The organism is Micromonospora sp. NBC_01699, from assembly GCF_036250065.1.
Lineage (GTDB): Bacteria > Actinomycetota > Actinomycetes > Mycobacteriales > Micromonosporaceae > Micromonospora_G.
On sequence record NZ_CP109199.1, the window covers coordinates 5,994,193 to 6,018,290 of the forward strand.

Below are 24,098 nucleotides of genomic sequence, written 5' to 3' on the forward strand. Positions count from 1 at the left end.
GCCGGAGGCAAGCCAGCACGCCTCACGGCACCGCCGGCCCGGAACCGGGCCCGGCCGGCACGAGCCGGGCTCAGCCGCCCATGGCCCGCCACCGGGCCAGGTTGTGCCGGGCGTCGACCAGCGCGTCGTGCCGTTCCGCCGCCGCGTCCGGCAGCGGCGGGCGCCCCTGGTCGTCCCAGCGCTGGCGCAGGTCCTTGGTGAACCGGGGGATCTCCCGGGGCAGTGCCGGCATCGCCCCCCAGAGCTGCGCGAGCGCCACGTGGTCGTACGCCGCGTACCAGGCCCACAGCTCCAGCTTCTCGTCCGGCCGGCCGCGTACGGGCTCGGTCAGGAAGTCGTAGAGCTCGTCCCGGATCCGCTCGCGGGAACGCCAGACCCGGTCACCGGGCGACGGCAGCTTGTCCAGCACGTTGCGCCGGACCCAGGGCACGGCTCGGGAGTCGTCGAACTGCGTGGAGACGGCGTAGAACTCGCGGCCGTACTCGTCGACGACGCCGATCGACACGAGGTCGACGATCCGGCCGTCCTCGATGAATTCGCAGTCGTAGAAATAGCGGTAAACCATCCCCGCCATCCTTGCCCACCCGCTCCGGGGTGCCGGCGCCGGGGGCGTACCCCCCACCCCGGTCGCCCACGCGACCGGTCGGACGGCGGCGCGGTAGGCTCGCCGTCCGACCGGTCGCGGCGCCCCGCGACCCCAACCCGCCACGCCCCCGTACAGCCCCCACCCAGCGGCGGATCTGAGCACAAGAATGCCGTTCGCCAGGACGCAGGACTGTCACAGAAGCGATTCGAGGGGTGTACAGCACGCGACAGGACCGTCATGATCTGATGTGTACCGCTACCGGACAGGTCATCCGGTGTCAGATCATGTTGCTCTCGGGGGCGAGAGCCTCGACCGAAAGCAGACTGTGAGGGGTTGAGCCTTGGAGGTTCGCCTTCCGGAGCCGGGTGACGCGCTCACGGGTGTACAGATGTTCGCCGGCCTGGAACCGGAGGTACGGCAGCGGGTGATCGCTGCCGCGGTGCCGCGTACCTATCGCAAGGGCCAACTGCTGTTCGTCGAGAACGACCCCGGCGAGTCACTCATCGTGCTGCGTCGCGGCGCGGTGGTCGTCTTCCGTACGGCACCGACCGGCGAGCGCGCCGTGCTGTCGGTGATCCGGCCGCCCGACGTACTCGGCGAGGTGTCCCTGCTGGACGCCTCCACCCGCTCGCTGTCGGCCGAGGCGATCGAGGACTGCACGGCGCTCGCCCTGTCCCGCGGCGCCTTCATGGAGCTGGTCCACTCCAACCCGCGCATCCTCGACGCGGTGATGCGCTCGCTGGGCGGCCTGATCCGCCGGCTCACCGAGCAGAACGCCGACCACGTCTTCCTCGACCTGCCCGGCCGGGTGGCCAAGACCCTGGTCCGGCTGGCCGGCGAGAGCCAGGCGCCGATGATCACGATCGAGCTGAACCAGAGTCAGCTCGCGGAAATGGCCGGCGGCTCGCGGCAGAGCGTGAACCAGGCGATCGGCTCCTTCGCCAGCCGGGGATGGCTGCGTACCGAGGGACGCCGGATAGTGGTGACCGATGTGGGGGCGTTGCGCCGCCGGGCGGGCATGTCCGACCGCTGATCGGCGTACGTTTTCCAACCGAACGAACCGTGGGGTCCCGCCGGTCGCTCTCGGCGACCCTGCGGAACCCCACGCTTTCGTGCCGTAAGACGCGGCAGCCCGAGGATCAGGGCTTGGTGCTGGTCGGGCCGACCCAGTCGGTGCCGACGCCACCGCCGCCGGCGCCACCGCCAGCCTCGCCCACGATCCCCTCGGCCTGAAGGCGGGCCAGGGTCGCAGCGTCCACATCGACCATCTCGCCCGCGGGGTGGTTGACGCCCGCTTCGTCGGTCCACCCCTGCACCAGCTGGACGTACACCATCGACGTATCTCCCTAACATCGCTCGATCACTTGGCTGCCCGACTGTAGCCGGCGGTCGCTTGCGTCAGCCGGCCGAACGAGTGTCTGCTAGCCAACAGCCCGGTTCCCGACACTGGCACGGACCGGCGATACTCGGCGTTGGCGACCAACACGGCCAGCACCCCGCAACACGGCCGGCAAGCCGCAACCCGGCCAGCACACCGCAAGCCGGGCAGCGGCACCCCGGTTCGCCACCGTGCCGCGGCCGGCGCTCCGTCTGGCGGTGGCAGAGCCCGACCCCACCCGACCCGACTGCGGTAGGAGGACGCAATCTCCGCTCCGTGTGCCAAGTGTGGCCGGATCGCCGCAGCCGAGGACCGCTTCTGCGGCGGCTGCGGCAACGAACTCGTTCCCGCCTGCCCGCACTGCGACCGACCACTCGCCACCAACGCGGCGTTCTGCACGTCCTGCGGCAAACCCCGCCCGGGTGGGGCCCGGCCGGCGGCGACGCCACAGGAGGACCGGCGGCGGGTCAGTGTCCTCTTTGTCGACCTGATCGACTTCACCCCGTACGTCGAACGCGCCGACCCGGAACTGGTCCGGGGCATGCAGACCAGCTTCTTCTCGGCCGCCCGCCGGGTCGTCGGCCAGTACGGCGGGGTGGTGGAGAAGTACATCGGGGACGCGGTGATGGCGTTGTTCGGTGCCCCGGTGGCGACCGAGACCGACGCGTTGCGGTGTGTCCGGGCCGGACTGGAGTTGCAACGGGTGCTGGCCCGGTTCGCCCCCGCCGACGCCGGCGGGCTGCGGTTCCGGGTCGGGGTGGCGACCGGTGAGGCCCTGGTGGACGTCGCCGCCGCCCGCGACGGCGGTCAGGCGATCGTCGCCGGTGACGTGGTCAACACCGCCTCCCGGATGCAGTCGGTGGCACCGCCCGGCGGGGTGCTGGTCTGCGGCAACACGTACACGCTGACCAAGAACGCGATCCGGTACGACGAGCAGCCGCCGGTGACGCTGCGCGGGCGGTCGTCACCGACCGAGGTGTGGCTGGCACTGGCACCCGTACGCCGGCAGCACCCGGACCGGGAACTCGACTCGACCCCGCTGATCGACCGCGAACACGAGCTGAGCCTGCTGGTCAACGCGCTGCACCGGTCGGCCCGCGAACAGATCCCGCAGGTGGTCACCGTCTTCGGTCGGGCCGGCATCGGCAAGAGCCGACTGGTCCGGGAGCTGTTCCGGCACGCCGACCGGTTGATCGACGAGCGGGTCACCTGGCGGACCGGGCGGTGCCCGCCGTTCGGCGAGAACGTCACCTTCGCCGCGCTGGCCGACATCGTGAAGTCCGAGGCGGGCATCCTGGACACCGACCCGGCGTCGGTGGCCGCGCAACGGCTGGAGTCGGCGGTCGGCGAACTGGTCGGCACCGACGGTGAACGGGCCCGGGTGGTGGACGCGCTGCGCCCGCTGGTCGGGTTGCCGGGGCCGGCGCTGCCGGTGGAGGAGACCGAGTCGGCCTGGCGCCGGTTACTGGTGGCGCTGGCCGTCCGGCGGCCGACCGTACTGGTCTTCGAGGACCTGCACTGGGCCGACGAGCAGATGCTGCGCTTCGTGGAACTGCTCGGCGCCTCCGCCCGGGACGTGCCGCTGCTGCTGCTCTGCACCGCCCGACCGGAGCTGGTCGACCGGGAGCCGAGCTGGGCGGCGAGCATCACCTCGTCGTTGACGATCAACCTACCGCCGCTGCGCAACACCGGCATCGCCTCGCTGTACGCGCACATGTTCGGTCAGGCCGCGTTCTCCGCCGACATGCTCAGCCCGTTGGTCGAGGTCGCCGACGGCAACCCGCTCTACGCCTACGAGTACGTCCGGATGCTGATCGAGCAGGGCGCGTTGCGCCAGTCGGGGCGGGGCTGGTCGCTGGAGAAGCGGCACGACCTGCCGATGCCGGACAGCGTGCACGCGGTCATCGCGAACCGGGTCGACCTGCTCGATGTCACCGACCGTACGGTGCTGCTGGCCGCCTCGGTGGTCGGGATGCAGTTCTGGCCCGGTGCGGTCGCCTCCGCGCTCGGCCAGCCGGTCGAGTCGGTGGAACGGGCGCTGCGCCGGCTGGAGCAGCGCGACTTCGTGCACGAGCAGTCCGGATCCATCATGGCCGGTCAACCGGAGTTCCGGTTCCGCCACGTGCTGGTCCGCGACGTGTGTTACCAGCGGCTGCCGCGTACCGAGCGGGTGGCCCGGCACGAGCGCACCGCGGACTGGCTGGACGCGCTGTCGCGCAGCCGGGACACCGACCTGGCCGAGGTGCTGGCGCACCACCGCTGGGCGGCGCACGAGATCGCCGGCACCCTGGGGGTGGACACCGAGCGGTACGCCCCGTCCGCCCGGGACGCGCTGCACCGGGCGGCCCGCCGGGCGTACGCGTTGCACGCCCTCGACGCCGCGGCCAACCACGCGGGCCGGGCGCTGCAACTCGCCGGCCTCGACGACAAGCTCGACCGGTTGCAACTCGAACTGCTCAGCACCGAGATCTCGTTCTTCCGGGACGGCCGGGCGTTCCTCTCCGCCGGCGGAACCGAGCAGCTGACCGCGCTCGCCGACCGGCTGTACGCGATCAACGACCAGGGTTCGGCCGCCCGCGCGTGGACCCTGCTCGGGCACGCGGCCTGGCTGCGGGCCGACCGGGCAACGGCACTGACCTGCCTGGACCGGGCGGTGGAGCTGTTCGACGCGCTGCCCGACACCGAGCACAAGGCCGAGGCGTACGCCGAACTCGGCCGGCTGCACATGCTCAACATGGAGCGTGATCCGGCGCTCGCCGCCGCCGGTGCCGCGGCCGACATCGCCGAACGACTCGGTCTGGTCGAGGCGCAGACCAACGCCCGGATCACCGTGGCGACGACCCGCTACTACGCCGGTGACCGGACCGGTCTGGACGAGTTGCACGCCGCCGTGCAGTTCTGCCGGACCCACAAGCTCCAGGCGCTGACCCGGGCGATGCAGAACCTCGCCTACGCGATGCTGGAGGAGGGCGACTGGGTCCAGTCCAACGCCCTGCTCACCGCCGCCGCGGCCGAACAGGGCGACGAGCAGACGCTCACCACCGGCTACTCCGGCGAGGCGATGCGGGCGTACTTCAACGGGGAGTTCGGCAAGCTGCTCGCCGCCGCCGACGCGTTCGTCGACACCGAGAACGGCCGCTGGGACATGCAGGTCCGGGGCCTGCGCGCCTGCCTGCGGGTGCTGCGCGGCGAACCGGTCCCGAACGGTCAGGACGCACCCGCCCCGCCGGGTCCGGTGCCGGCCGGGGCGAGGCCGGTGCCGCTGGCCGACGACATCGCCGAGGCGCTGGAGACCGCTCGGCGCAGTGGCTTCCACCGGCTGCACTGGACCGTGCTGGGCCCGGCCGCGCTCTGTCGCGCCCTACAGGGCCGCAGTGCCGACGTGGTCGAGCTGATCGACGAGTTGGCCGACTCCTGGTCGAAGGTGCCGGCGCTGGCCAGCGGCGAGTGGATCACCGCGGCCGCGTACGCCGCCGCGCTGACCGGACGGGACCAGGCGGTACGCGTACGCGGGATGCTGGACCGGGTCACGCACCGTACGCCCTGGGCGGAGGCCGCGTTGCGTACGGTGACCGCGGCGGTGGCCGCCGCAGACGGTGACCACCCCCGCGCGGCCCAGCTGTACGCGGCCGCGGCGGAGATCTACGCGCAGATCCCGGACGTGACCGACCGGATGCTGGCGCTGGCGCTGGCCGGCGGTGAGCTGAGCCGCTCCGGTGAGCGGGCGACCGCCCAGGTCACGCTCGCCGAGGTACGCGCGTTCGCGCTGCGCAACCAGGCGCCGGGGCTGCTCCGGCTGGGCGGCAACCAGGGTGGCGCGGGCGGCTGGTCACCGGTGCTCGCCTCCTGAGCCGCCACCCCGGCAGCCCCGTACGGGCGACGCCGGGGGCCGGTTCGGGGGCTCAGGCGGCGAGTGGGTCGACGGGCTCGGCCGGCTCGGGCGGTGTCCCGGCACCGGCTCGGGTCTGCCGGTTCCTCACCTGCTGGGCGTAGACGTCGACGTACTCCCGGCCGGAGAGCCGCATCAGCTCGTACATGATCTCGTCGGTGACCGCGCGCTCGACGAACCGGTCGCCGGACAGCCCGGCGTAGCGGGAGAAGTCCAGCGGGGCGCCGAACCTGATTTTGACCCGCTTGGGGCGGGGGATCAGTTTGCCCGGCGGTCGGATCTCGTCCGCGTTGAGCATCACCACCGGTACGACCGGGGCGCCGCTGTGCAGCGCCAGCCGGGCCACCCCGGTCTTGCCCCGGTAGAGCCGGCCGTCGGGTGAGCGGGTGCCCTCGGGGTAGATGCCGGCGAGGTTGCCGGCGCACAGCACCCGCAGTTGGGTGTCGAGGGCGGCTCGGGCGGCCCGCCCGCCGCCGCGGTCGACCGGGATGGTGCCGGTGCCGACGAAGAAGGCTCGGATCAGCCACCCCTTCGGCCCTCGGCCGGTGAAGTATTCGGCTTTTGCGACGAAGGTCACTTTTCGCTTCACCATCAGCGGCATCAGGACCGGATCCGCGAACGACAGATGGTTGCCCGCGATGATCGCCGGACCCGTCGCGGGGACGTTCCCCCTCCCCTCGACCTGCGGCCGGAAGATCAGCCTCAGCCAGGGCCCGAGGATGACGTACTTCATCAGCCAGTACAGCACGGGCGTCCCTCCCGAGCCGGTTCCGTGTCCGTACCGGGCCGGCTCTGCGGGCGGATCTGTCGGGAATGAGCCTACGAAGCGAGTACGGCGCGCCACAACGCACTCCCGGAACCCGCGCCTGCCGTGTCACGATTCAAGGCACGGCACGCGCGATCGGCGCGGCGGGGGTCTGGGTCGGGCGCGCGCATGCGCCGGTGAGGGAGGGTATCCAGTGTCACCGGGTGGTGCCCGCCGGGGACGGCGGGACAACGGGCTCGACGCGACCGAATACGCCGTCGCCGGCGACGTGGATCCACGGGTGGGCGAACACCTGCTGGACGTCCTCGCGGCCGGTGGCATCGCCGCCTACCTCCAGCCTTCCGCCGACCTCAACCCGGTGACCCGGACCACCACGGTGCCGGCACGGCCGACCGACCGGCTCTACGTCGACCGGACCCACCTGGCGACCGCCCGGGACTACCTGACCCAGCTCGCCGACGAGGGCACGCCGGGACCGGCGCCGTCCCGACCCGATCCGGACGTGGACGCCGAATGGGCGCGGATCGTCGCCGGCTACCACGCCGACGTGACCGACGGGGCCCGGCCCTGGCCGGCGGCCGAGGACGTGAGCGCGGACCAGCCGGCCGACCCGGCGGGCGGGACCACCGCCACCGCCACCCGGACCGGCCAGGAGAGCGCCGGCCCGGCCACCGAGGTACGGCCGTTGCAGTCGGCCACCGACATCTCCGGCATCTCCCTCGATCCCCGGTCCGACCAGTCCTCGCTGCTCGACGGCCTCGACACGTTCGGCGCGGACCTGCCCGACGACGCCGAGGACCGCTACATTCCGCCGCCGCCCCCGCCGCTGCCGCACGTGTCGAAGTACGCGGTCGCGGGGGTGCTCGCGGTTGTCATCGGCTTCATCCTCTTCGTCTTCCCCAGCCTGTTGCCGATCGACCGGGGCCTGGTCACCCTGATCGGCTTCACCGGGATCCTGAGCGGGTTCGTCACGCTGATCTGGCGGCTGCGTTCGGGCGACGAGGAGGAGGACGACCCCGACGATGGTGCGGTGGTCTGAGCCCGTAACAGGCAAATAGTGAGATTGATCGCACACAGCGGCCATGCGTAACACTCGTGTAACTTGATGTCAGTAGGAATACCCCTGTACGTCACCTCTCCTCACTTCCCCTCACGACTGCCCGATCGCGCATCATTCGCGGTGGTCGCCTCGCCCGGAACGAGGTGCCCGAATGCGACAGAGTCCGCTTGTGGTGGTGGCCAACCGGCTGCCGGTCGACGACGGCGTGGCGCTTGACGGCGCCTGTGAGTGGCGTCGTAGCCCCGGTGGTCTGGTCGGTGCCCTGCACCCCATCCTGAAGAAGACCCCGGCGGTCTGGGTCGGTTGGGCCGGTGGCAGTGGCCCCGCCCCGGTCGTACCCGACATCGACGGCGTACGGATGCACGCGGTACCGCTCAGCGAAGAGGACATGCGGGACCACTACGAGGGTTTCGCCAACGCCACCCTGTGGCCGCTCTACCACGACGCGGTCGAGCAGCCCGTCTACCACCGCCGCTGGTGGGAGGCGTACCAGCGGGTCAACCAGCGGTTCGCCGAAGCCGCCGCGGAAGCCGCCGAACCGGGCGCCGTGGTCTGGGTGCAGGACTACCACCTGCAACTCGTACCGGGTCTGCTCCGGGCACTGCGCCCGGACCTGCGGATCGGCTTCTTCCTGCACGTACCGTTCCCGCCACCCGAGCTGTTCATGCAACTGCCCCGCCGGGCCGAACTGCTGCTCGGCATGCTCGGCGCCGACCTGGTCGGCTTCCAGCGGGCCCAGGCGGCACACAACTTCGCCCAGCTCGCGTCCAAGGTGCTCAAACTGCCCGCCACCGACCGCCGGATCGCGGTCGACGACCGAGTGGTGCGGATCGGCGCCTTCCCGGTCTCGATCGACATGGCCGAGATGGAAGCGCTCTCTCGACGCCCGGACGTGGTCCAGCGGGCCCGCCGGCTTCGCAGCGACCTGGGCGACCCGCAGCACGTGATCCTCAGCATCGACCGGATGGACTACACCAAGGGCATCGAGCAGCGGCTCAAGGCGTACAGCGAGCTGATCGCCAATGGTCACGTCAAGGTGCGCGACACGGTCATGGTCCAGGTGGCGGTGCCGAGCCGGGAACGGGTCGAGCAGTACCAGGTCCTGCGCGAGCGGGTGGAGCGCGAGGTTGGCCGGATCAACGGGGAGTTCGGGCGGGTCGGCGAACCGGCGATCCACTACCTGACCCAGCCGTTCGACCGTACCGAGCTGGCGGCGCTCTACCGGATCGCGGACATCATGGCGGTGACGCCGTTGCGGGACGGGATGAACCTGGTCGCGAAGGAGTATGTCGCGGCCCGGGTCGACAACGGGGGCGCGCTGCTGCTGAGCGAGTTCGCCGGGGCGGCGGCGGAATTCACCCAGGCGTACCTGGTGAATCCGCACGATCTGGAGGGGTTGAAACTGACCCTGATGCACGCGTTGCAGGCGACGCCGACGGATGTGAGCGATCGGATGCGGTCAATGCGTGAACATCTTCGGACCTACGATATTCGGGCTTGGGCTCGGGCCTATCTGACATCGTTGGATCAGACCGGGGCGTTGGCTGATCGGTTGGCTCCGGCTTCGTAGTTGTTGCGGTGGGGGGTTCGGGGGCGGCGTGCCCCGCTCCGAGCGGTCAGGCTTGATCTCTCCGCGGGGCACGCCGCCCCCGAACCCCTGACCTGGTCGTGGTGCGCCGACCGGTTGCAACTGGGGGGCTTTGGGCGGGTCAGCGGGTGGGTAGGTCTTTGTCCAGCCAGTCGAGGATGGCGTCGATCGGTTCGCGCCAGCGGGCATCGAGCATCAGGTCGTGGCCCATGCCGGGGAAGAGCAGCGGGGCGGCGTCGTAGCGGCGGGCCGCGCGGGTGAGGGCGGCGGCGGAGACGATCCGGTCGTCGGGGCTGCCGAGGACCAGCAGCGGCGGGTTGCCGACGGGTGGTTCGGGGTCGCGGTGCAGCAGTAGCTGCCACTGGGCGCGGGCGGTGGCCCGGCCGAGCCGGGTGGTGTAGTCGGCGGCGGTGGCGGCCGGGAGTTCGCGGCTGAACAGTTGACGGCGGTTGAGCCGCAGTCGGCCACCGAAGATCGCGGGCAGGGTGCCGGCGGGGTTGCGGCGCAGGGCGCCGCCGAACGTACCCCAGCCGCCGAGCACCGGCGCGACCAGCACCCCGGCCCTGGCCGGATAGCGGGCCAGGGCGTGGGTCACCACGAGCGCACCGGCGCCGTGCCCCACCAGCACCGTCTGCCGGGGCAGGCTCGCCGCCACCTGGACAACATCATGGACGTACGCCCGAAGCGTCGCCTTCGGCGCCGCGCCGCTGCCGCCGTGCCCGCGCAGGCTCACCGAGTGTGCCGAGAACCCTCGTGACGCAGAGTGCTCAAGCCAGTGCTCGGCGAACGCCCATGCGCCATGACCGAAGCCGGGAACGAACAGCAGCGGCGGCTTGCCCTCCTCCACCTCGGGGGTGGCGCTGCGCACCTCCCGGCGTACGGGTGGGACCGGGTTGGCCCAGTCGCGCGTCCGGATGATCCGGGTACCGGCCGCGCTCATTTGCTGACCTCCAGGTCGTCGAGGACGGTTTGCAGCTCGCTCAGGTAGTCGCGGTGACCAATCTCGAACCAGTGCCGGGTGCTGTCCTTGACCTTCGCCGAACTCCACCGGCGGGCGGCGCCGGCCTCCACCCGGGCGGCGAACGCGGTGGCCCGGTCCGGCTCGGTCTCCTGCACCCGCAGGCGCCGGGCGATCGCCACCGTCTGCCAGTGCACCAGCGGGAAGATGCCGGAGTCGGATTGCAGCAGACCGGCCACGGCCAGGGTGGGGTGGCGGCGCGGGAAGGCGTTGAGGTAGAGGGTGGGGCGGCCGGAGGTGTCGTCACCGAGCAGCTTGGGGTCGAGGAACTCGAAGCGCGGCAGGTAGCCGGTGGCGAGCACCACCAGGTCCGGTTCGATCTGCTGGCCGTCGGAGAGCTCCACGGTGTGCCCGCGGAACCGGGCCACATCCGGTACGGGGGTGATCCCGCCGTGTCCGACGTAGTAGACGAGTTGGCTGTTCGCGATCGGGTGGGTCTCGTAGATCTTGTGGTCGGGCGCGCGCAGGCCGAACCGGGTCAGGTCGCCGACGGTGAGCCGCAGCGTACGGGCGGAGAACCACTGGCGCAGTCGCAGCGGCAGTTTGGCCAGACCGGCGTTGACCTGGTCGGTCGGGCGGCCCAGCACGTACTTGGGGGCGTACCAGTAGCCGCGTCGGGTGGAGTGCCAACATTTGGTGGCCTGCTGGGCGGCCTCGACCGCGATGTCGCAGCCGGTGTTGCCGGCCCCGATCACCAGCACCCGCTTGCCCCGCAACTGGGTCGTGTCCTTGTACGCCGAGGCGTGAATGACCTGCCCCCGGAACTCGTCGAGCCCGTCGTAGGCGGGGATCTTCGGGGCCCAGTTGTGCCCGTTGGCGACCACCACGGCGGCATAGCGGGAGGTCCGCTCGGCGCCGTAGCCGCCGGTGCTGCGGGTGGTCACGTCCCAACGGTTGCCGGCCGCCGGTTCGACCCGGATCACCTCGGTGCCGAACCAGACGTCCTCGCGCAGGTCGAAGTGGTCGGCGTACCGCTCCAGGTAACCGAGGACCTGGCTGTGGTGGGGATAGTCCGGCCAGGAGTCCGGCATCGGGAAGTCGGGGAACTGGGTGAACGGCTTCGACGAGATCAGGTGGGTGCTGGCGTAGACCGGGCTGCGGTCGTGCCGCCAGTTCCAGGCCCCGCCGACGCTGGTTTCCCGTTCGTAGCAGTCGACGCCGAAGCCGTACTCTTTCAGGTTTTTGATCGCGGCCAGGCCGCTGGCCCCGGCGCCGACGACGCAGACGGTGCCGCCCCGGTCGTAGACCGGGCGCCCGTCCGACCGCACGGTCGCGCCCGTTTCGGAGCTGTCTTGGCCAGTGGAGGTGGACACCGGGAATCTCCTTTTGTCCGGCACGAATGCCGAGTGCTGCCGAATCCTCTCGGCTGGCGTGACCCTTTGTCCAGCCCGGCGCCCAACGTTTGGTCATTCCTCCGGATCGACGTACGTCCGTCCGGCTGAGGCGGAGCGGGTCGGTCCCGGCGCGGCGGTCAGCCGGTGGGGGCGGAGCGGGTTCCGGTGCGGCCGGCCGGTACGTGGGCCGGGAGCAGCAGGTCGGCGAGGACCGGGAAGTGGTCGCTGGCACGGCGGGTCTGCGGGGTGTCCAGCACGTCGTAGCCGGTGACGACGATCCGTGGGTCGACGAAGAGCGCGTCGATCCGGTCGCGCGGGTCGGCGCACGGGAACGTACGCGTGTTCGCCCGGCCGGCGGCGACCGCGGCGTCGGTCAGCCCGTCGGCGACCGTGCGCCAGGCGGCGCCGCCGGAGTTCTCGTTGAGGTCGGCGCCGAGCACCACCGGCAGGCGCAGCTCGGACAGTTCCCGTTTGAGCAGGGTGGCGTGGCCGGGGCGCTCGGTCGGGTCGGTGCCGAGGTGTGAGCCGGCGACCACGAACGGGGCGGTGGTGGCGGATCCGACCGCGCACTCGGCGAAGACCGCGCCACGCATGTGCCGGCCCTGGGTGAGCGGGAACTGGCGGTGCCAGGTCCGCCCGACCCGGACCCGCAGGCTGGTCAGGATGACGTTGCCCAGGGACGGGAGCCCACCGGCACCGACCACCAGCCCGAGCGCGGCGGCCAGGGCACCGGTCTTGTGCCGCCAACGGAACCGCCGGGGGCCCTCCTGCACGATCACCACGTCCGGCTCGGCCGCCCGTACGGCGGCGGCCAGCGCCGCCACGTCGTCGCGCTGGCTGTGCACGTTGTACGACAGCACGCGCAGACGTACGCCCGCGACGGCATCGGTCGCGGTGTCGCCCCGGTCGGTCGCGGCATCGCCGGACGGTTCCGCCTGTGTCACGCCGGGTACCCCTTCGCTCGTCGTCGTCGGGCCGCCAATCGGATCACCCATGCTGTCGGGCCTCGGGTCGGTCGGGCGCTACCGGCGTCGGGCCAGGTCGGCGGCGCCGACCATGCCCGCGGTGTTGCCCAGTTCGGCCGGCCGGATCTCGGCCACCGGCAGTCGGCCGCGCTGGGCCAGGGCCTCCACGAAGGCCCGCTGGGTGGGGCCGAGCAGCAGGTCGCCCGCCTCGACCACGCCACCGCCGACGACCAGCACCTCGGGGTCGAGGATCTGCACCATGTCGGCCAGCCCGAGGCCGAGCCAGTGGCCGATCTGGGCGAACGCCTCGCCGGAGATCGGGTCGCCCTCCTGGGCCGCGCTGGTCACCATCGGTCCGGTGATCGACTCGACCTCGCCGCCGGCCATCTCCAGCAGTCGGGTGGCGCGGGCCGGGGCCTGACGCGCCCCGGCGCGGGCGAACCGGACCAGGGCCCGGCCGCTGGCGTACTGCTCGATGCAGCCGAGTCGACCGCAGCCGCAGAGGTGGCCGTCGGGTACGGAGAGGGTGTGGCCCAGTTCGGCGGCGATGCCGTTCGCGCCGCGTACGAGTTCGCCGCCGAGGACGATGCCGCCGCCGACGCCGGTGCCGATGGTGAACATCACCATCGAGTCGTTCGCGTGCCGGGCCGCGCCGTGCCGAAACTCGGCCCAGGCGGCCACGTTGCCGTCGTTCTCCACGATCACGGGCAGGTTGACGGCCGCGCTGACGTAGTCGCGGATGGGTTCGTCGCGCCAGGCGATGTTCGGTGCGAAGAGGACTATCGAGCGGCTGGCGTCGATCCAGCCGGCCGCGCCGATCCCCACCGCCTCGATCTCCCGGCCGGCGGCCAGTTCCGCGACGACCTCGACGATGACGTCGCGGGTCTTGGCGACGTCATCGGCGGGGGTGTCCCGCCGGGTGCGTACCAGGACCTTGCCGTCGGCGTCGACGACGCCCGCGGCCACCTTGGTACCACCGACGTCGACTCCGATGGTCAGCGTCACCGCCGCCGCTCCCCTCTGTGCTCTGCTCTGCCGGCACCACACCGGCCGATCGCGTGCCGCCGCCCTGCGGCAGGTTCGGCCCGCTCAGTCCCCGTTGCCCGTGTCGCCGTCGGCGAGCGCCGGCTCCCCCGGTACGCGGGCGGCGGGTACCACCGGCGACGTGCCGACCGGGTCGGCGTCCGGCCCGGCTCCGGTGGAGCGGGGCGGCGCCGGCCGCGCGGACGAGCCGGTGGTCCCGGCCGCGTCGGCGGGCGGGGTGGCACGGTCGGTTCGGGGGTCGGCTGCCGCGCGGGTCGCGGCCGCCCAGACGTCCCGCTCCGGTGCCGGCACCGAATCATGCCCGGTACGGGTGGCTCCGCGCCACACCTCGTCGTCCGATCCGGGTCGGGCGGTCGGTGCGACGGGGCGGAGGGGGGTTGCGCCGTCGGGCGCGTCGGGTGCCGGCGGCGGGGTGCCCGCGGCCGGTGGTGGGGTTTCGGCGGGCGCGGCCGGGGTGTGGGTGTGGGTGTGGGTGGCGGTCGCCGGGGCCTCGGCCGGGGTCGGCGGGGCGGCGGTGGGCGGTGCCGGGGTGTCGGAGTGGGTCGGCGGGGTGCCGGTCGGTGCGGGCTCGGTCGGCGGGGACAGGGCCCGCAGCAGGCTGGCCAGGCCGGCGGCGAAGTCGCCGGCCCCGGTGGCGAGCCGTTCGGCGAACTCGGGGCTCGGGTCGCGCAGCGCGACGATGGTGCGGCAGATCGGACAGACGCAGCATTCGGCCGAGCCGGTGGCGAAGCCGCCGCCGGACGTGCCGTCGGTGGGGCCGGTGCCGGTGCCGTGGCGGCCGGCGTACGGGTTGCCGCCGCTGGTGGAGGGGTCGGGTCCGCTGTGACCAAGCACACCGCTGACCAGGTCGCCGAGCGGGCCGAAGCCGCCGGTCCGGCCGGCCGTGCCCAGGCGCACCGCGGCCAGCGCGGTGGCGACCAGGCGCTCAGCCTCCGTACGCGCCGATGTTGGGTCGGTCGCTGCCATGCCCGCCTCCTCTCGCCGTGACGCCGCTGTCCGCGGTCGGGTCAGTTGGTCGCATCGAGCGACTCGACCCGCCGCTTGAGCTGCTTCAACGCCGTATCCATGATCATCTTCTCGGCCTTGCGGCGGAACATGCCGAGCATGCCGACGGAGAGTTCGACCTCCAGCATGTAGGTCACCGTGGAGGTGGCGTCGCCGTTCTCCTCGATGTCGTACGACCCGTTCTGGGCCTGCTGCATCCGGGAGGGTGCGGCCAGGTGCCAGGCGATGTGCGAGATGTCCTCGGCGTACTCGTAGACGAGGGTGTACTCGTCGGCGAGCACTCCGGCATCAAGGACAAACCGGACCTGACTGGCGTACCCGTCCTCGTATTCCTCGACCACCTCGACGGCGCGCACCGCGTCGGTCCACTCCGGGTAGCGCGCGAAGTCGCAGATCACCGCCGCCACCCGGTCCGCGGGCGCGGCGATGACGATCGACTGGATGGAGCTGTCCGCCATGGGGGGCAGGCTACCCGGTGTACGGGCCGACACGGCCGTGCGGCTCGACCCCGGCACGTCCTCCTCCGACCGGCCTGCCTGGCCGCCCGACCGGGACGGCCGGGTAGGTTTCGTATGTCCGGCCCGGCCCGTGCGGCTGACCCCGCCGTGGAGTACGAGCACGAAGGAGTGCAGGTGCGCGAGTTCTCCGTCCCACCCATCGCGACCATCGGCGACACGGCGAACCTGACCGACCCGGTCTGGGACAACGCGGAGGTGGCGCCGGACGCGGTCCAGTTCGCCCGGCGTACCCGGGGCACGGCCGACACGCCGACGGCGGGTGAGCGGGACGGCTGGACCGACATCACCAGCCGGCAGTTCCGCGACGAGGTCGTCGCGCTGGCCCGCGGCCTGATCGCGGCCGGGATCGCGCCCGGCGACCGGATCGGCCTGATGAGCAAGACCCGGTACGAGTGGACCCTGCTCGACTACGCCATCTGGGCGGCCGGTGCGGTGACCGTGCCGGTCTACGAGACCTCCAGCGCCGAACAGGTGGCCTGGATCCTCGCCGACTCGGGCGCGGTGGCCTGCGTGGTCGAGACGACCGCACACGCGCTGCTGCTGACCGGTGTCAGGGACGAGGTGCCCGCCCTGCGGCAGGTCTGGCAGATCGAGACCGACGACCTGGACGCGCTGGTCCGCGAGGGTGGGCGGATCGACCCGGCCGAGGTCGAGAGCCGTCGACGCGGCGTCCGGAGCGACGACCTGGCCACGATCATCTACACCAGCGGCACCACCGGGCGGCCCAAGGGCTGCCTGCTGACCCACCGCAACCTCTCCACCGACGCCGCCAACGCGGTGGCCGTGCTGCCCCACCTGTTCAACGAGGGCGCCTCCACCCTGCTGTTCCTGCCGCTGGCGCACTCGTTCGCCCGGCTGATCCAGGTCGGCGTGATCTACGCGCGGGCCACCCTGGCCCACAGCTCCGACCCGAAGAACCTGGTCAACGAGCTACAGGCGTTCCGCCCGACGTTCGTACTCTCGGTGCCCCGGGTGTTCGAGAAGGTCTACAACGGGGCCGCCCAGAAGGCCGCCGCCGACGGCAAGGGCGCGATCTTCGCGCGGGCCGAGCGGGTGGCGATCGAATACAGCGAGGCGCTGGACCGCCCCGGCGGGCCCGGCCTGGCGCTGCGGATGCAACACCGGGTCTTCGACCGACTGGTCTACCGCAGGCTGCGGGCCGCGCTCGGCGGACGCTGCCGGGACGCGATCTCCGGCGGCGCGCCGCTGGGCGCCCGGCTCGCCCATTTCTTCCGCGGCGTCGGGGTCACCGTTCTGGAGGGGTACGGGCTGACCGAAACCTCCCCGGCGGTCGCGGCCAACCTGGTCACCGCGATCCGGATCGGCACTGTCGGCCGGCCGCTGCCGAGCGTCACGGTCCGGATCGCCGACGACGGCGAGATCCTGGTCAAGGGCGACATCGTGTTCCAGGGGTACTGGAACAACCCGGAGGCGACCGCGGAGGCACTCGACTCCGACGGCTGGTTCCGCACCGGCGACCTGGGCAACCTCGACGGTGACGGCTTCCTCAGCATCACCGGCCGGAAGAAGGAGATCATCGTGACCGCCGGCGGCAAGAACGTCGCCCCGGCGGTGCTTGAGGACCGCGTCCGGGCCCATCCGCTGGTCAGCCACTGCGTGGTGGTCGGCGACCGGCGTCCGTTCGTCGCGGCGCTGGTCAGCATCGACGAGGACGCCTGGCCGAAGTGGCTCGCCGAGCACGGCCACCCGGCCGAGAGCCAGGTGGGGGACCTGCGGGAGGACCCGGCGCTGACCGCCGAGATCCAGTCCGCGGTCGACGACGCGAACAAGGCCGTCTCCGCCGCCGAGTCGATCAGGAAGTTCCGGATCCTGCCACGCGACCTGACCGAGGCGACCGGTGAATTGACCCCGTCACTGAAGGTCAAGCGGGCGGTCGTACACCAGACATACGCCGCAGAAATCGCCGCTATCTACGGAGACTGACTACGATCCGTCAGGTGCCCGCCTCGACACCCGCCCTCCCCCGCCCGCATCCACTCGCGGCGGCGGCACGCGTCGTCATGCTCGCGCTCGTCGCGATCCTGACCCTGATCACCACCGGTGAGGTGAGCCAGCTCCGCTGGATCGCCCTGCTGGCGGTCGCCGGCATCCCCGCCGTACTCGCCCCGCGCCATCCGGTTCTCGCCCCGCTCGGCCGGTTCGCCGAGGTGGTGATCGTCGGCTTCGCGGCGAGCCAGGTGGCGGCCGAGGCGTCGATCGGCGGGATGGGGGCGGCGGCGATCCTGCCCTACCTCGCCGTACCGCTGACCGTCGCGGCCCTGCAACGGCGCTCGACCGAGGGGGCCGCGCTGCTCGCGGTCACCGCGGCCAGCCTCGCCGTCGGCGGCTTCATCAGCGGCAACAGCAGCAACGAACCGCTCGGGCACCTCGGCCAGCTCGGCTACCTGGCCGTCTCGGCCCAGTGGCTGGTGCTGGCCGCGCTCGGCCTGTACGCCGCCGGCACCCTGCAACGGATCTGGCAGGCTCGCGGTGAGAGCCGGCCGCAGCCGTACGCCGAGGCGACCCGCCTGCTCACCCAACTCCGAAGCGTCGCACGGCAGCTACCCGGAGCAACCCTCGATCCGGGCAGCATCTCCGAGCACCTGCTGGAGGAGCTGCGCGGGGTGGCCCGCGCCGACCGGGCGGCGGTGCTCTCGGTCAGCGGCGGCGGCCGGCTGGTGGTGCTCGCCCAGGTGGGCGTGGACCGGGTCGACTGGGAGACCACGCTCGACGCCGACTCCGCCATCGCCGACGCCTGGGCCAGCCAGCAACCGCAGACCGCCCCCCGCTCACAGGCCCGCTCCCACCCCGGCGGAGAGGTCTCCGCGCTGGTGGTGCCCCTGGTCGCGGGCGTACGCACGGTCGGACTGGTGATCATCGAGGCGGACGCGGCGACCGCGTACCCGGCGACGGTGGTGGGCCGGGTGACCGCGCTGACCCGCCCCGCCGCGCTTCGACTGGAGGCCGCGCTGCTCTTCGACGAGGTCCGCTCGCTGGCCACCAACGAGGAACGCCAGCGGCTGGCCCGGGAGATCCACGACGGGGTGGCCCAGGAACTCGTAATGGTCGGCTACGGCATCGACAACGCCATGGCCACCCTGCCGGAGGGGGCCGAGGAGACCGCCGGCGAACTCCGTACGCTGCGCGGCGAGGTGACCCGGGTGATCCAGGAGCTGCGACTCAGCCTGTTCGAGCTGCGCAGCGAGGTCGACCGGCACGGCGGACTGGCGGCCGCGATGGCCGAGTACGCCCGAACCGTCGGCGCTTCGGGCGGACTCCGTGTTCATTTGTCCCTCGATGAGTCCACCGCCCGGCTTCCCGCCGCCACCGAGGCCGAGTTGTTACGTATCGCGCAAGAGGCGATCACGAACGCGCGCAAGCACGCGGGCGCGTCCAATTTGTGGGTAACTTGCGCCGTCGACCCGCCGTATGCACAAATAGAAGTGTCGGATGATGGTCACGGCATAGCTGACCAGCGCCCGGACGGGCGGTATGGTCTTGCGATCATGGCCGAGAGAGCGGAACGTATCCGGGGCCGGTTGGAGATCCGTCCACGGCATCCCAGCGGCACGACGGTGGCAGTGGTGCTCGGAACCACGCCCCGACGAGATAACGTGCGCGATAGCGTCACCGCATCAGAAGGGGAGTAACCCGAGCATGACCACGAGCCCCACGCCGGCTGGCCGTACCAAGGTCCTTCTTGTCGACGATCACGACCTGATCCGCAAGGGCCTGCGCCACGCGTTCGAACGGGACCGCCAGTTCGAGGTCGTCGGTGAGGCCGCGACGGCGGCGGAGGGGGTCCGTCAGGCGGGTGCCCTGCAACCCGACGTCGTGATCATGGACCTCCGCCTGCCCGACGGCAGCGGCCTGGAGGCCACCCGCGCCCTGCGCAAGTCCAGCGCCACCATGGGCATCGTCGTCCTCACCATGTACGCGGGCGACGACCAGTTGTTCGGCGCACTGGAGGCGGGCGCGAGCGCCTTCGTACCGAAGACCGCCCCGGCCGACGAGGTGGTCGCCGCCGCGCGGCACGCCGCGTCGTCACCGAGCGCGTTCACCGCCGCCGACCTCGCCGAGGCGATGAAGCGACGGCTGGCGCCGTCCGGTCCGCAGCTCTCCCCCCGCGAGGGTCAGGTGCTGCGGCTGCTCGCCGACGGAATGAGCGTGGCCGGCATCGCCAAGCAGCTGTTCGTCAGCGAGTCGACGGCCAAGACGCACATCTCGAAGCTCTACGAGAAGCTCGGCGCGGCCAACCGGGCCCAGGCCCTGATGACCGCACTGCGGCTGGGGCTGCTGGAAGCCCCCGACGCGCCGAAGTTCTGACCGTCTCCCGGTCCCGGGCCGGCCCCGGTGCCACGCGCACCGAGGCCGGCCCGGACCCGGAGTCGGCCGGACCGGGTCGCCGCTGACCGGAGTCGGCCCCGCTGCGGCGGGCCCGGTCAGGACGCGTCGGCCGGCACTCGGGCCGGGGTCGCCCGGCCACTCAGCCGACGGAACGCCAGATACGCCTCGCAGCCCAGGCAGAGCCCGAAGGCCGCGTTGAGGAACGCCGCCGCGAGCGCCAGCCCGGCCGCGACCAGACCCACGCCGTCCGCCCCGCCGAGGTAACCGGCCGCCGCGACCAGCGTGAAGACCAGCCCGACAAGCTGTGCGAACCGCACCGGAGCCGCCGGTTCCAGCTCCGTCGGCGGACGCAGCCGACGCGCCACGAAGGCTCGGAACAACAGCCCGTACGGTCCCCGACGCGGGGTCGCGGCGGTGATGGCGAAGACAACGGCCTGGGCCAGTGCCAGCCAACCGGAGCCGGTCACCAGCACGACGATCAGGACGACGGTGGTGACGGCCGCGGCGAACCGGGGTCCTCGGGGGTCGAGCAGCATGGTTACCTCTGTCGGAAGGGGCGGCGCGACGACGCCGCCGGGAGCCGGGACGAACGGGATCCGGGCTCAGCGACAGAGGCTGGTGCAGAGTCGGCCGTGATCGACGATCCGGCGTCGGGTGAGCAGGCGGACGATCATCGCCCGGCACCTTCGCGGTCCGGCCCGGTATCCGCCCGGCCCGGTTCACGATCCGCCCGGCCCGGTTCACGATCCGCCCGGCCCGGTTCGACCGCGGTGTTGGCGGCGGCGGTGAGCAGGGGCGCCAACGTCGCCACGACCTGTGGCTTCGCCGGTACGCCGGTGGCCCGCGCGACGATCCGGCCGGCGGAGTCGACCACCAGCACCGTCGGCGTACGCCAGATGTTCAGGGCTCGGACGGCGGCCAGGTGGCTCTCGGCGTCGATCTCGACGTGCCGTACGCCGTCGAGCAGCCCGGTAACCTCGTTGAGCACCCGACGGGTGGCCCGGCAGGGCGCGCAGAACGCGGACGAGAACTGCAACAGCGTCGCGGGCGTGCCGAGCTGCACGCCGAGCGCGGTCAGCAGACCCGGATCCACCGTCACCCCCGGCGCGCCGGGATCCTCGACCGGCCGCTCCCCCGGCCGCCGCTGGTCCTCCCCAGCCCCGGCCGTCACGATCGCAGTCGCCGCGGTCGCAGTCGCCGCGGTCGCAGTCGTCCCGGTCGCGGTCGCGGTCTCGGCCGGGTCGGCCACGGCCTCCAGTAGCGAAGTCGCAGTCGTCGCTGCCGTTTTGTCGGTTCGGTGCGCCACTGCCAGGTGCCCGGTCGAATGGGCCGTGCCGGGGGCCACGGTTCCGGAGACGTCGGCGGACGGGGCACGGGCGGTGCCGGGGTGACCCGCCGGTTGCGCGAGCACCGGCCGCAGCCGGCCGTCGCGGTGACGCCGCCACAACCCGAACGCGGTGGCGGCGACCAGTACGGCCACGACCACCAACGGGCCGGTCAACGCGGTGTCCTGCACGGTCCCCAGAGTGCCACGCACGGACGCGGATGACCACGCCGTCCCACCTCGGGTGGCCCACGTCCCACCGTCGCGGGTCGACGAGTGCCGCCGGGCAAGACGCCCACCACCCCCGCCCCCGGTACGTCGCGGCCCGGTTCGCTGCCTGTCCGGGTGCGAAGCGGCCCACTCCACCGCACCGTACGGGCGCGTCGTGGCCCGCTTCGCCGCTCCCGGCGGGCGGGCGGACCCCGTGTCCACGTCGGATCCCGGCCGTGCGATGGTGACTGCCGTCATTGATCCGGGTGACGATCCGGCACGGTCTGGATAGCTGGGCGGACGACGGGCAGAATAGCCTGGGAAACACCCGCGGGGCAGTATTTCGTGCGTTCTCAGCGTAGGGGCAGGTAGGCATGCAACGGCCGGACTGGGCACCGCAGAGTATCGACATCGAACGACCCAGTGTGGCCCGAATGTACGACTACTACCTGGGTGGCTCGCACAACTTCGCCGCCGACCGGCGGGCGGCGCAGGCGATGATCGCGTCCGTTCCGGAGGCGCCGCTGATGGCCCAGGCGAACCGGGCCTTCCTCCGCCGCGCGGTGCAGTACCTGATCGACACCGGTATCCGGCAGTTCCTCGACATCGGGTCGGGCATCCCGACGGTCGGCAACGTGCACGAGATCGCCCAGCGGGCGGCCGCCGACACCCGGGTGGTCTACGTCGACGTGGACCCGGTCGCGGTGGCGCACAGCCGGGAGATCCTCAGTGGCAACGAGCAGGCGACCGCACTCTGGGGTGACCTCCGTCAGCCGGCCGAGATCCTGAACCACCCGGACGTACGCAAGCTGCTGGACTTCGACCAGCCGGTGGCCGTGATGGTGGTCGCGGTGCTGCACTTCATCCCGGACTCCGACGACCCGCGCGGCATCCTGGCCACCATCCGCGACAGCCTCGCCCCCGGCAGTCACCTGGTCCTCTCCCAGGCCAGCGACGACGGCCGGACGGTCGACGAGCGGGAGGAGGCCGAGCGTGTCTATCAACGTACGGACAACCCGCTGACGGTCCGCAGCCGCGCGGAACTCACCGGGCTCTTCGACGGCTTCGACCTGGTCGACCCCGGCGTGGTCTGGGTGCCGCAGTGGCGGCCCGACTCGTTCGACAGTCTGGACGACGCCGAGCGGGCCGTGTTCATGGGCGGCGTGGGACGGCACGGTGGATGACGATTCCGGCAACAGGTCCATGCTGACCGCCGCCCGGCCGGGTCTGCCCACCTTCGCCCGAGCGTGGGCCAAGGCGGTGGCCGGCACCAGCTATCTGCCGATGACCCAGAGCCAACTTGAGGAACTCCTGCAACGGCTCACCGGCGACCTGGCCGACGCGTTGCAGTCGGAGCCGTTCGACCTGCGTACCGGGCATCGGGTGGGGGCCGCGCTGGTCGCCGCGCACGTGGCCTCGGCGGAGGGCCTGGGCCGGACCATCGAGGTGATCCAGTTGCGCCTGCTGCGCGACCTCGGGCTGTCCCAGGACGACGCGCAGGACCGGATGGCCCGGCTGCTGGCCACCGTCGCCACCGGCTACAGCCGGGCGATGCACGACCGGACGCTCGACGAGCAGGAGTCGATCCGGCGAGCCGGCATGGTCGCCCGCGAGCAGGCCGAACGGGCCCTGCGGGAGAGCGAGGCACGGTTTCGCCACCAGGCCACCCACGACCCGCTGACCAACCTGCCCAACCGGGCCCTGTTCACCGAACGGCTCGGCGCGGCCGTACGTCGACCGGGCGCGGGCGGCAAGCGGATCGGGGTCTGCTTCATCGACCTCGACCGGTTCAAGGTGGTCAACGACACCCTCGGTCATCCGGTCGGCGACCAGTTGCTGATCTCGGTGGCGGAACGGTTACGGGGCCAGGTCGGCGAGCATCTCGTCGCCCGGCTCGGCGGCGACGAGTTCGTGATCCTGGTCGAGGACACCACCTGCACCGACGACGCGCTCAAGGTCGCGGACGCCGCGCTGGCCGCGATCGGCGAGCCGGCCGTGGTCGACGGCCACGAGCTCACCATCTCGGCGAGCGTCGGCGTGGTCGAGCGTCCGGTCACCGGCACCAGCCCGGACGACGTGATGCGGGCCGCCGACGTGACCCTGCACTGGGCGAAGGCGTCCGGCCGGGGGCGGTGGGCCCTCTTCGACGCCGACCGCAACGAGCGGGAGCTGACCCGGCACGCCCTGTCGGCGGCGATGCCGGGGGCGCTGGACCGGGGCGAGTTCTACCTCGACTACCAGCCGCTGGTGTCACTGACCTGCGGCGGGGTGCTGGGGGTGGAGGCGCTGGTGCGGTGGCGCCACCCGAAGCTGGGCGTACTGCACCCGGACAGTTTCATCGGGCTGGCCGAGGAGACCGGTCTGATCGTCCGACTCGGCGACTGGGTCCTGAACGAGGCCTGCCGGGAGGCCCGACGGTGGTTGACGATCAGCCCGGACGCGCCGTTCGTCAGTGTCAACCTGGCCGTACGCCAGGTGCACGTCGCCGGCCTGGCCGACGAGGTACGCGCGCTGCTCGACCGGACCGGCCTGCCGCCGAACAAGCTCCAGCTCGAAATCACCGAGAGCGCGTTGATGACCACCACCGGCGAACCGGTGCAGGCGCTGCGCTCCCTCGCCGAGTTGGGCGTCAGGATCGCCATCGACGACTTCGGCACCGGCTACTCCAACCTCGCCTACCTGCGGTCGCTGCCGGTCTGCGAGCTGAAGGTGGCCGGCTCGTTCGTGGCCGGTCTACAGGCGGCCGACGACGACCCGGCGAGCCACACCGACGAACGCATCCTGGCCACCCTGGTCTCGCTCGCGCACGCCCTCAACCTGACCGTCACCGCCGAGGGAGTGGAGACCGCCGGGCAGGCCGATCGGCTCCGCGAACTCGGCTGCGACGCCGCCCAGGGCTGGCACTTCGGCCGCCCCGAGCCGGCCGGCCGAATCCACGACCGACTGGGCCAGCGAAACTAGCCCGCCCGCGAGCCGGGCACCGCCGACGACTCGGCGGTGCCGAGCCGGGCTCCACCGAAGGCCAGCCGGAGTCGCGGTCCGGGCCGAGACGGACGGCGCGGTGGC

Annotated in this window: 20 protein-coding genes; 9 read left to right on the forward strand and 11 right to left on the reverse strand. The window is 72.2% G+C overall.

Going from position 1 to position 24,098, the window contains the following annotated elements; genetic code table 11:
* Positions 1-70 precede the first annotated feature (70 nt).
* The gene (locus OG792_RS24290; protein ID WP_329102575.1) at positions 71-565 is read right to left on the reverse strand and encodes a polyadenylate-specific 3'-exoribonuclease AS; all 495 of its coding nucleotides are present in this window, start codon (positions 563-565) and stop codon (positions 71-73) included.
* A gap of 361 nt (positions 566-926) precedes the next feature.
* Here OG792_RS24290 and OG792_RS24295 point away from each other — a divergent pair, with 361 nt between their 5' ends.
* Entirely contained in the window at positions 927-1,619 is a 693-nt protein-coding gene (locus tag OG792_RS24295; protein ID WP_121155877.1) for a Crp/Fnr family transcriptional regulator, read from the forward strand.
* Positions 1,620-1,725: 106 nt separating this feature from the next.
* Here the strand turns inward: OG792_RS24295 and OG792_RS24300 are convergent, their stop codons facing one another.
* Complete coding sequence (locus tag OG792_RS24300) at positions 1,726-1,920, reverse strand: hypothetical protein (RefSeq protein WP_329102580.1); 195 nt, start codon at positions 1,918-1,920, stop codon at positions 1,726-1,728.
* Positions 1,921-2,229: 309 nt separating this feature from the next.
* Here OG792_RS24300 and OG792_RS24305 point away from each other — a divergent pair, with 309 nt between their 5' ends.
* Positions 2,230-5,814 carry an ATP-binding protein gene (locus tag OG792_RS24305; RefSeq protein WP_329111409.1) on the forward strand — a complete coding sequence of 1,195 codons (3,585 nt, stop codon included), beginning with the start codon at positions 2,230-2,232 and terminating at the stop codon, positions 5,812-5,814.
* Positions 5,815-5,866: 52 nt separating this feature from the next.
* Here the strand turns inward: OG792_RS24305 and OG792_RS24310 are convergent, their stop codons facing one another.
* Entirely contained in the window at positions 5,867-6,601 is a 735-nt protein-coding gene (locus tag OG792_RS24310; protein WP_329102582.1) for a lysophospholipid acyltransferase family protein, read from the reverse strand.
* Between the two features lie 211 nt (positions 6,602-6,812).
* On the opposite strand from OG792_RS24310, the gene OG792_RS24315 reads away from it, so the two are divergent.
* Positions 6,813-7,658, forward strand: coding sequence for a DUF308 domain-containing protein (locus OG792_RS24315; RefSeq protein WP_329102583.1), 846 nt, complete (start codon positions 6,813-6,815; stop codon positions 7,656-7,658).
* A gap of 172 nt (positions 7,659-7,830) precedes the next feature.
* The gene (locus OG792_RS24320) at positions 7,831-9,249 is read left to right on the forward strand and encodes an alpha,alpha-trehalose-phosphate synthase (UDP-forming) (RefSeq protein WP_329102585.1); all 1,419 of its coding nucleotides are present in this window, start codon (positions 7,831-7,833) and stop codon (positions 9,247-9,249) included.
* A 139-nt stretch (positions 9,250-9,388) separates the two neighbouring features.
* Here OG792_RS24320 and OG792_RS24325 read toward each other — a convergent pair whose 3' ends face one another.
* The 6 genes from OG792_RS24325 to OG792_RS24350 form a co-directional block, all read right to left on the reverse strand.
* The gene (locus OG792_RS24325) at positions 9,389-10,207 is read right to left on the reverse strand and encodes an alpha/beta hydrolase (RefSeq protein ID WP_329102588.1); all 819 of its coding nucleotides are present in this window, start codon (positions 10,205-10,207) and stop codon (positions 9,389-9,391) included.
* Complete coding sequence (locus tag OG792_RS24330) at positions 10,204-11,598, reverse strand: flavin-containing monooxygenase (RefSeq protein WP_329102590.1); 1,395 nt, start codon at positions 11,596-11,598, stop codon at positions 10,204-10,206. The genes OG792_RS24325 and OG792_RS24330 overlap by 4 nt, the downstream gene beginning before the upstream one ends.
* A gap of 158 nt (positions 11,599-11,756) precedes the next feature.
* Positions 11,757-12,485, reverse strand: coding sequence for an endonuclease/exonuclease/phosphatase family protein (locus OG792_RS24335; RefSeq protein ID WP_329111410.1), 729 nt, complete (start codon positions 12,483-12,485; stop codon positions 11,757-11,759).
* A gap of 156 nt (positions 12,486-12,641) precedes the next feature.
* Positions 12,642-13,589, reverse strand: a complete 948-nt coding sequence (locus OG792_RS24340; RefSeq protein WP_329102593.1) for an ROK family glucokinase — start codon at positions 13,587-13,589, stop codon at positions 12,642-12,644.
* A gap of 84 nt (positions 13,590-13,673) precedes the next feature.
* Positions 13,674-14,594: a hypothetical protein gene (locus OG792_RS24345; protein ID WP_329102594.1), complete on the reverse strand. Its 921-nt coding sequence runs from the start codon at positions 14,592-14,594 to the stop codon at positions 13,674-13,676.
* 41 nt (positions 14,595-14,635) lie between these two features.
* Positions 14,636-15,091, reverse strand: coding sequence for an SRPBCC family protein (locus tag OG792_RS24350; RefSeq protein WP_329102596.1), 456 nt, complete (start codon positions 15,089-15,091; stop codon positions 14,636-14,638).
* 174 nt (positions 15,092-15,265) lie between these two features.
* Between OG792_RS24350 and OG792_RS24355 the strand changes: the two genes are divergently transcribed.
* Genes OG792_RS24355 through OG792_RS24365 form a run of 3 tightly spaced genes read left to right on the forward strand, consistent with a single transcriptional unit; the run spans position 15,266 to position 19,477 of the window.
* Positions 15,266-17,095, forward strand: coding sequence for an AMP-dependent synthetase/ligase (locus OG792_RS24355; protein WP_329102598.1), 1,830 nt, complete (start codon positions 15,266-15,268; stop codon positions 17,093-17,095).
* A gap of 14 nt (positions 17,096-17,109) precedes the next feature.
* Complete coding sequence (locus tag OG792_RS24360; RefSeq protein WP_329102602.1) at positions 17,110-18,801, forward strand: GAF domain-containing sensor histidine kinase; 1,692 nt, start codon at positions 17,110-17,112, stop codon at positions 18,799-18,801.
* Between the two features lie 7 nt (positions 18,802-18,808).
* On the forward strand, positions 18,809-19,477 hold the full coding sequence (locus OG792_RS24365) for a response regulator transcription factor (protein ID WP_121155899.1): 669 nt from the start codon (positions 18,809-18,811) through the stop codon (positions 19,475-19,477).
* Between the two features lie 116 nt (positions 19,478-19,593).
* Here OG792_RS24365 and OG792_RS24370 read toward each other — a convergent pair whose 3' ends face one another.
* The gene (locus OG792_RS24370) at positions 19,594-20,034 is read right to left on the reverse strand and encodes a DUF4395 domain-containing protein (RefSeq protein ID WP_329102604.1); all 441 of its coding nucleotides are present in this window, start codon (positions 20,032-20,034) and stop codon (positions 19,594-19,596) included.
* 134 nt (positions 20,035-20,168) lie between these two features.
* On the reverse strand, positions 20,169-21,014 hold the full coding sequence (locus OG792_RS24375; RefSeq protein ID WP_329102606.1) for a TlpA family protein disulfide reductase: 846 nt from the start codon (positions 21,012-21,014) through the stop codon (positions 20,169-20,171).
* A gap of 392 nt (positions 21,015-21,406) precedes the next feature.
* Between OG792_RS24375 and OG792_RS24380 the strand changes: the two genes are divergently transcribed.
* Together OG792_RS24380 and OG792_RS24385 are read left to right on the forward strand one after the other, a co-directional pair.
* Complete coding sequence (locus tag OG792_RS24380) at positions 21,407-22,216, forward strand: SAM-dependent methyltransferase (RefSeq protein ID WP_329102608.1); 810 nt, start codon at positions 21,407-21,409, stop codon at positions 22,214-22,216.
* A gap of 19 nt (positions 22,217-22,235) precedes the next feature.
* Entirely contained in the window at positions 22,236-23,993 is a 1,758-nt protein-coding gene (locus OG792_RS24385) for a putative bifunctional diguanylate cyclase/phosphodiesterase (protein WP_329111412.1), read from the forward strand.
* Positions 23,994-24,098: the final 105 nt, after the last annotated feature.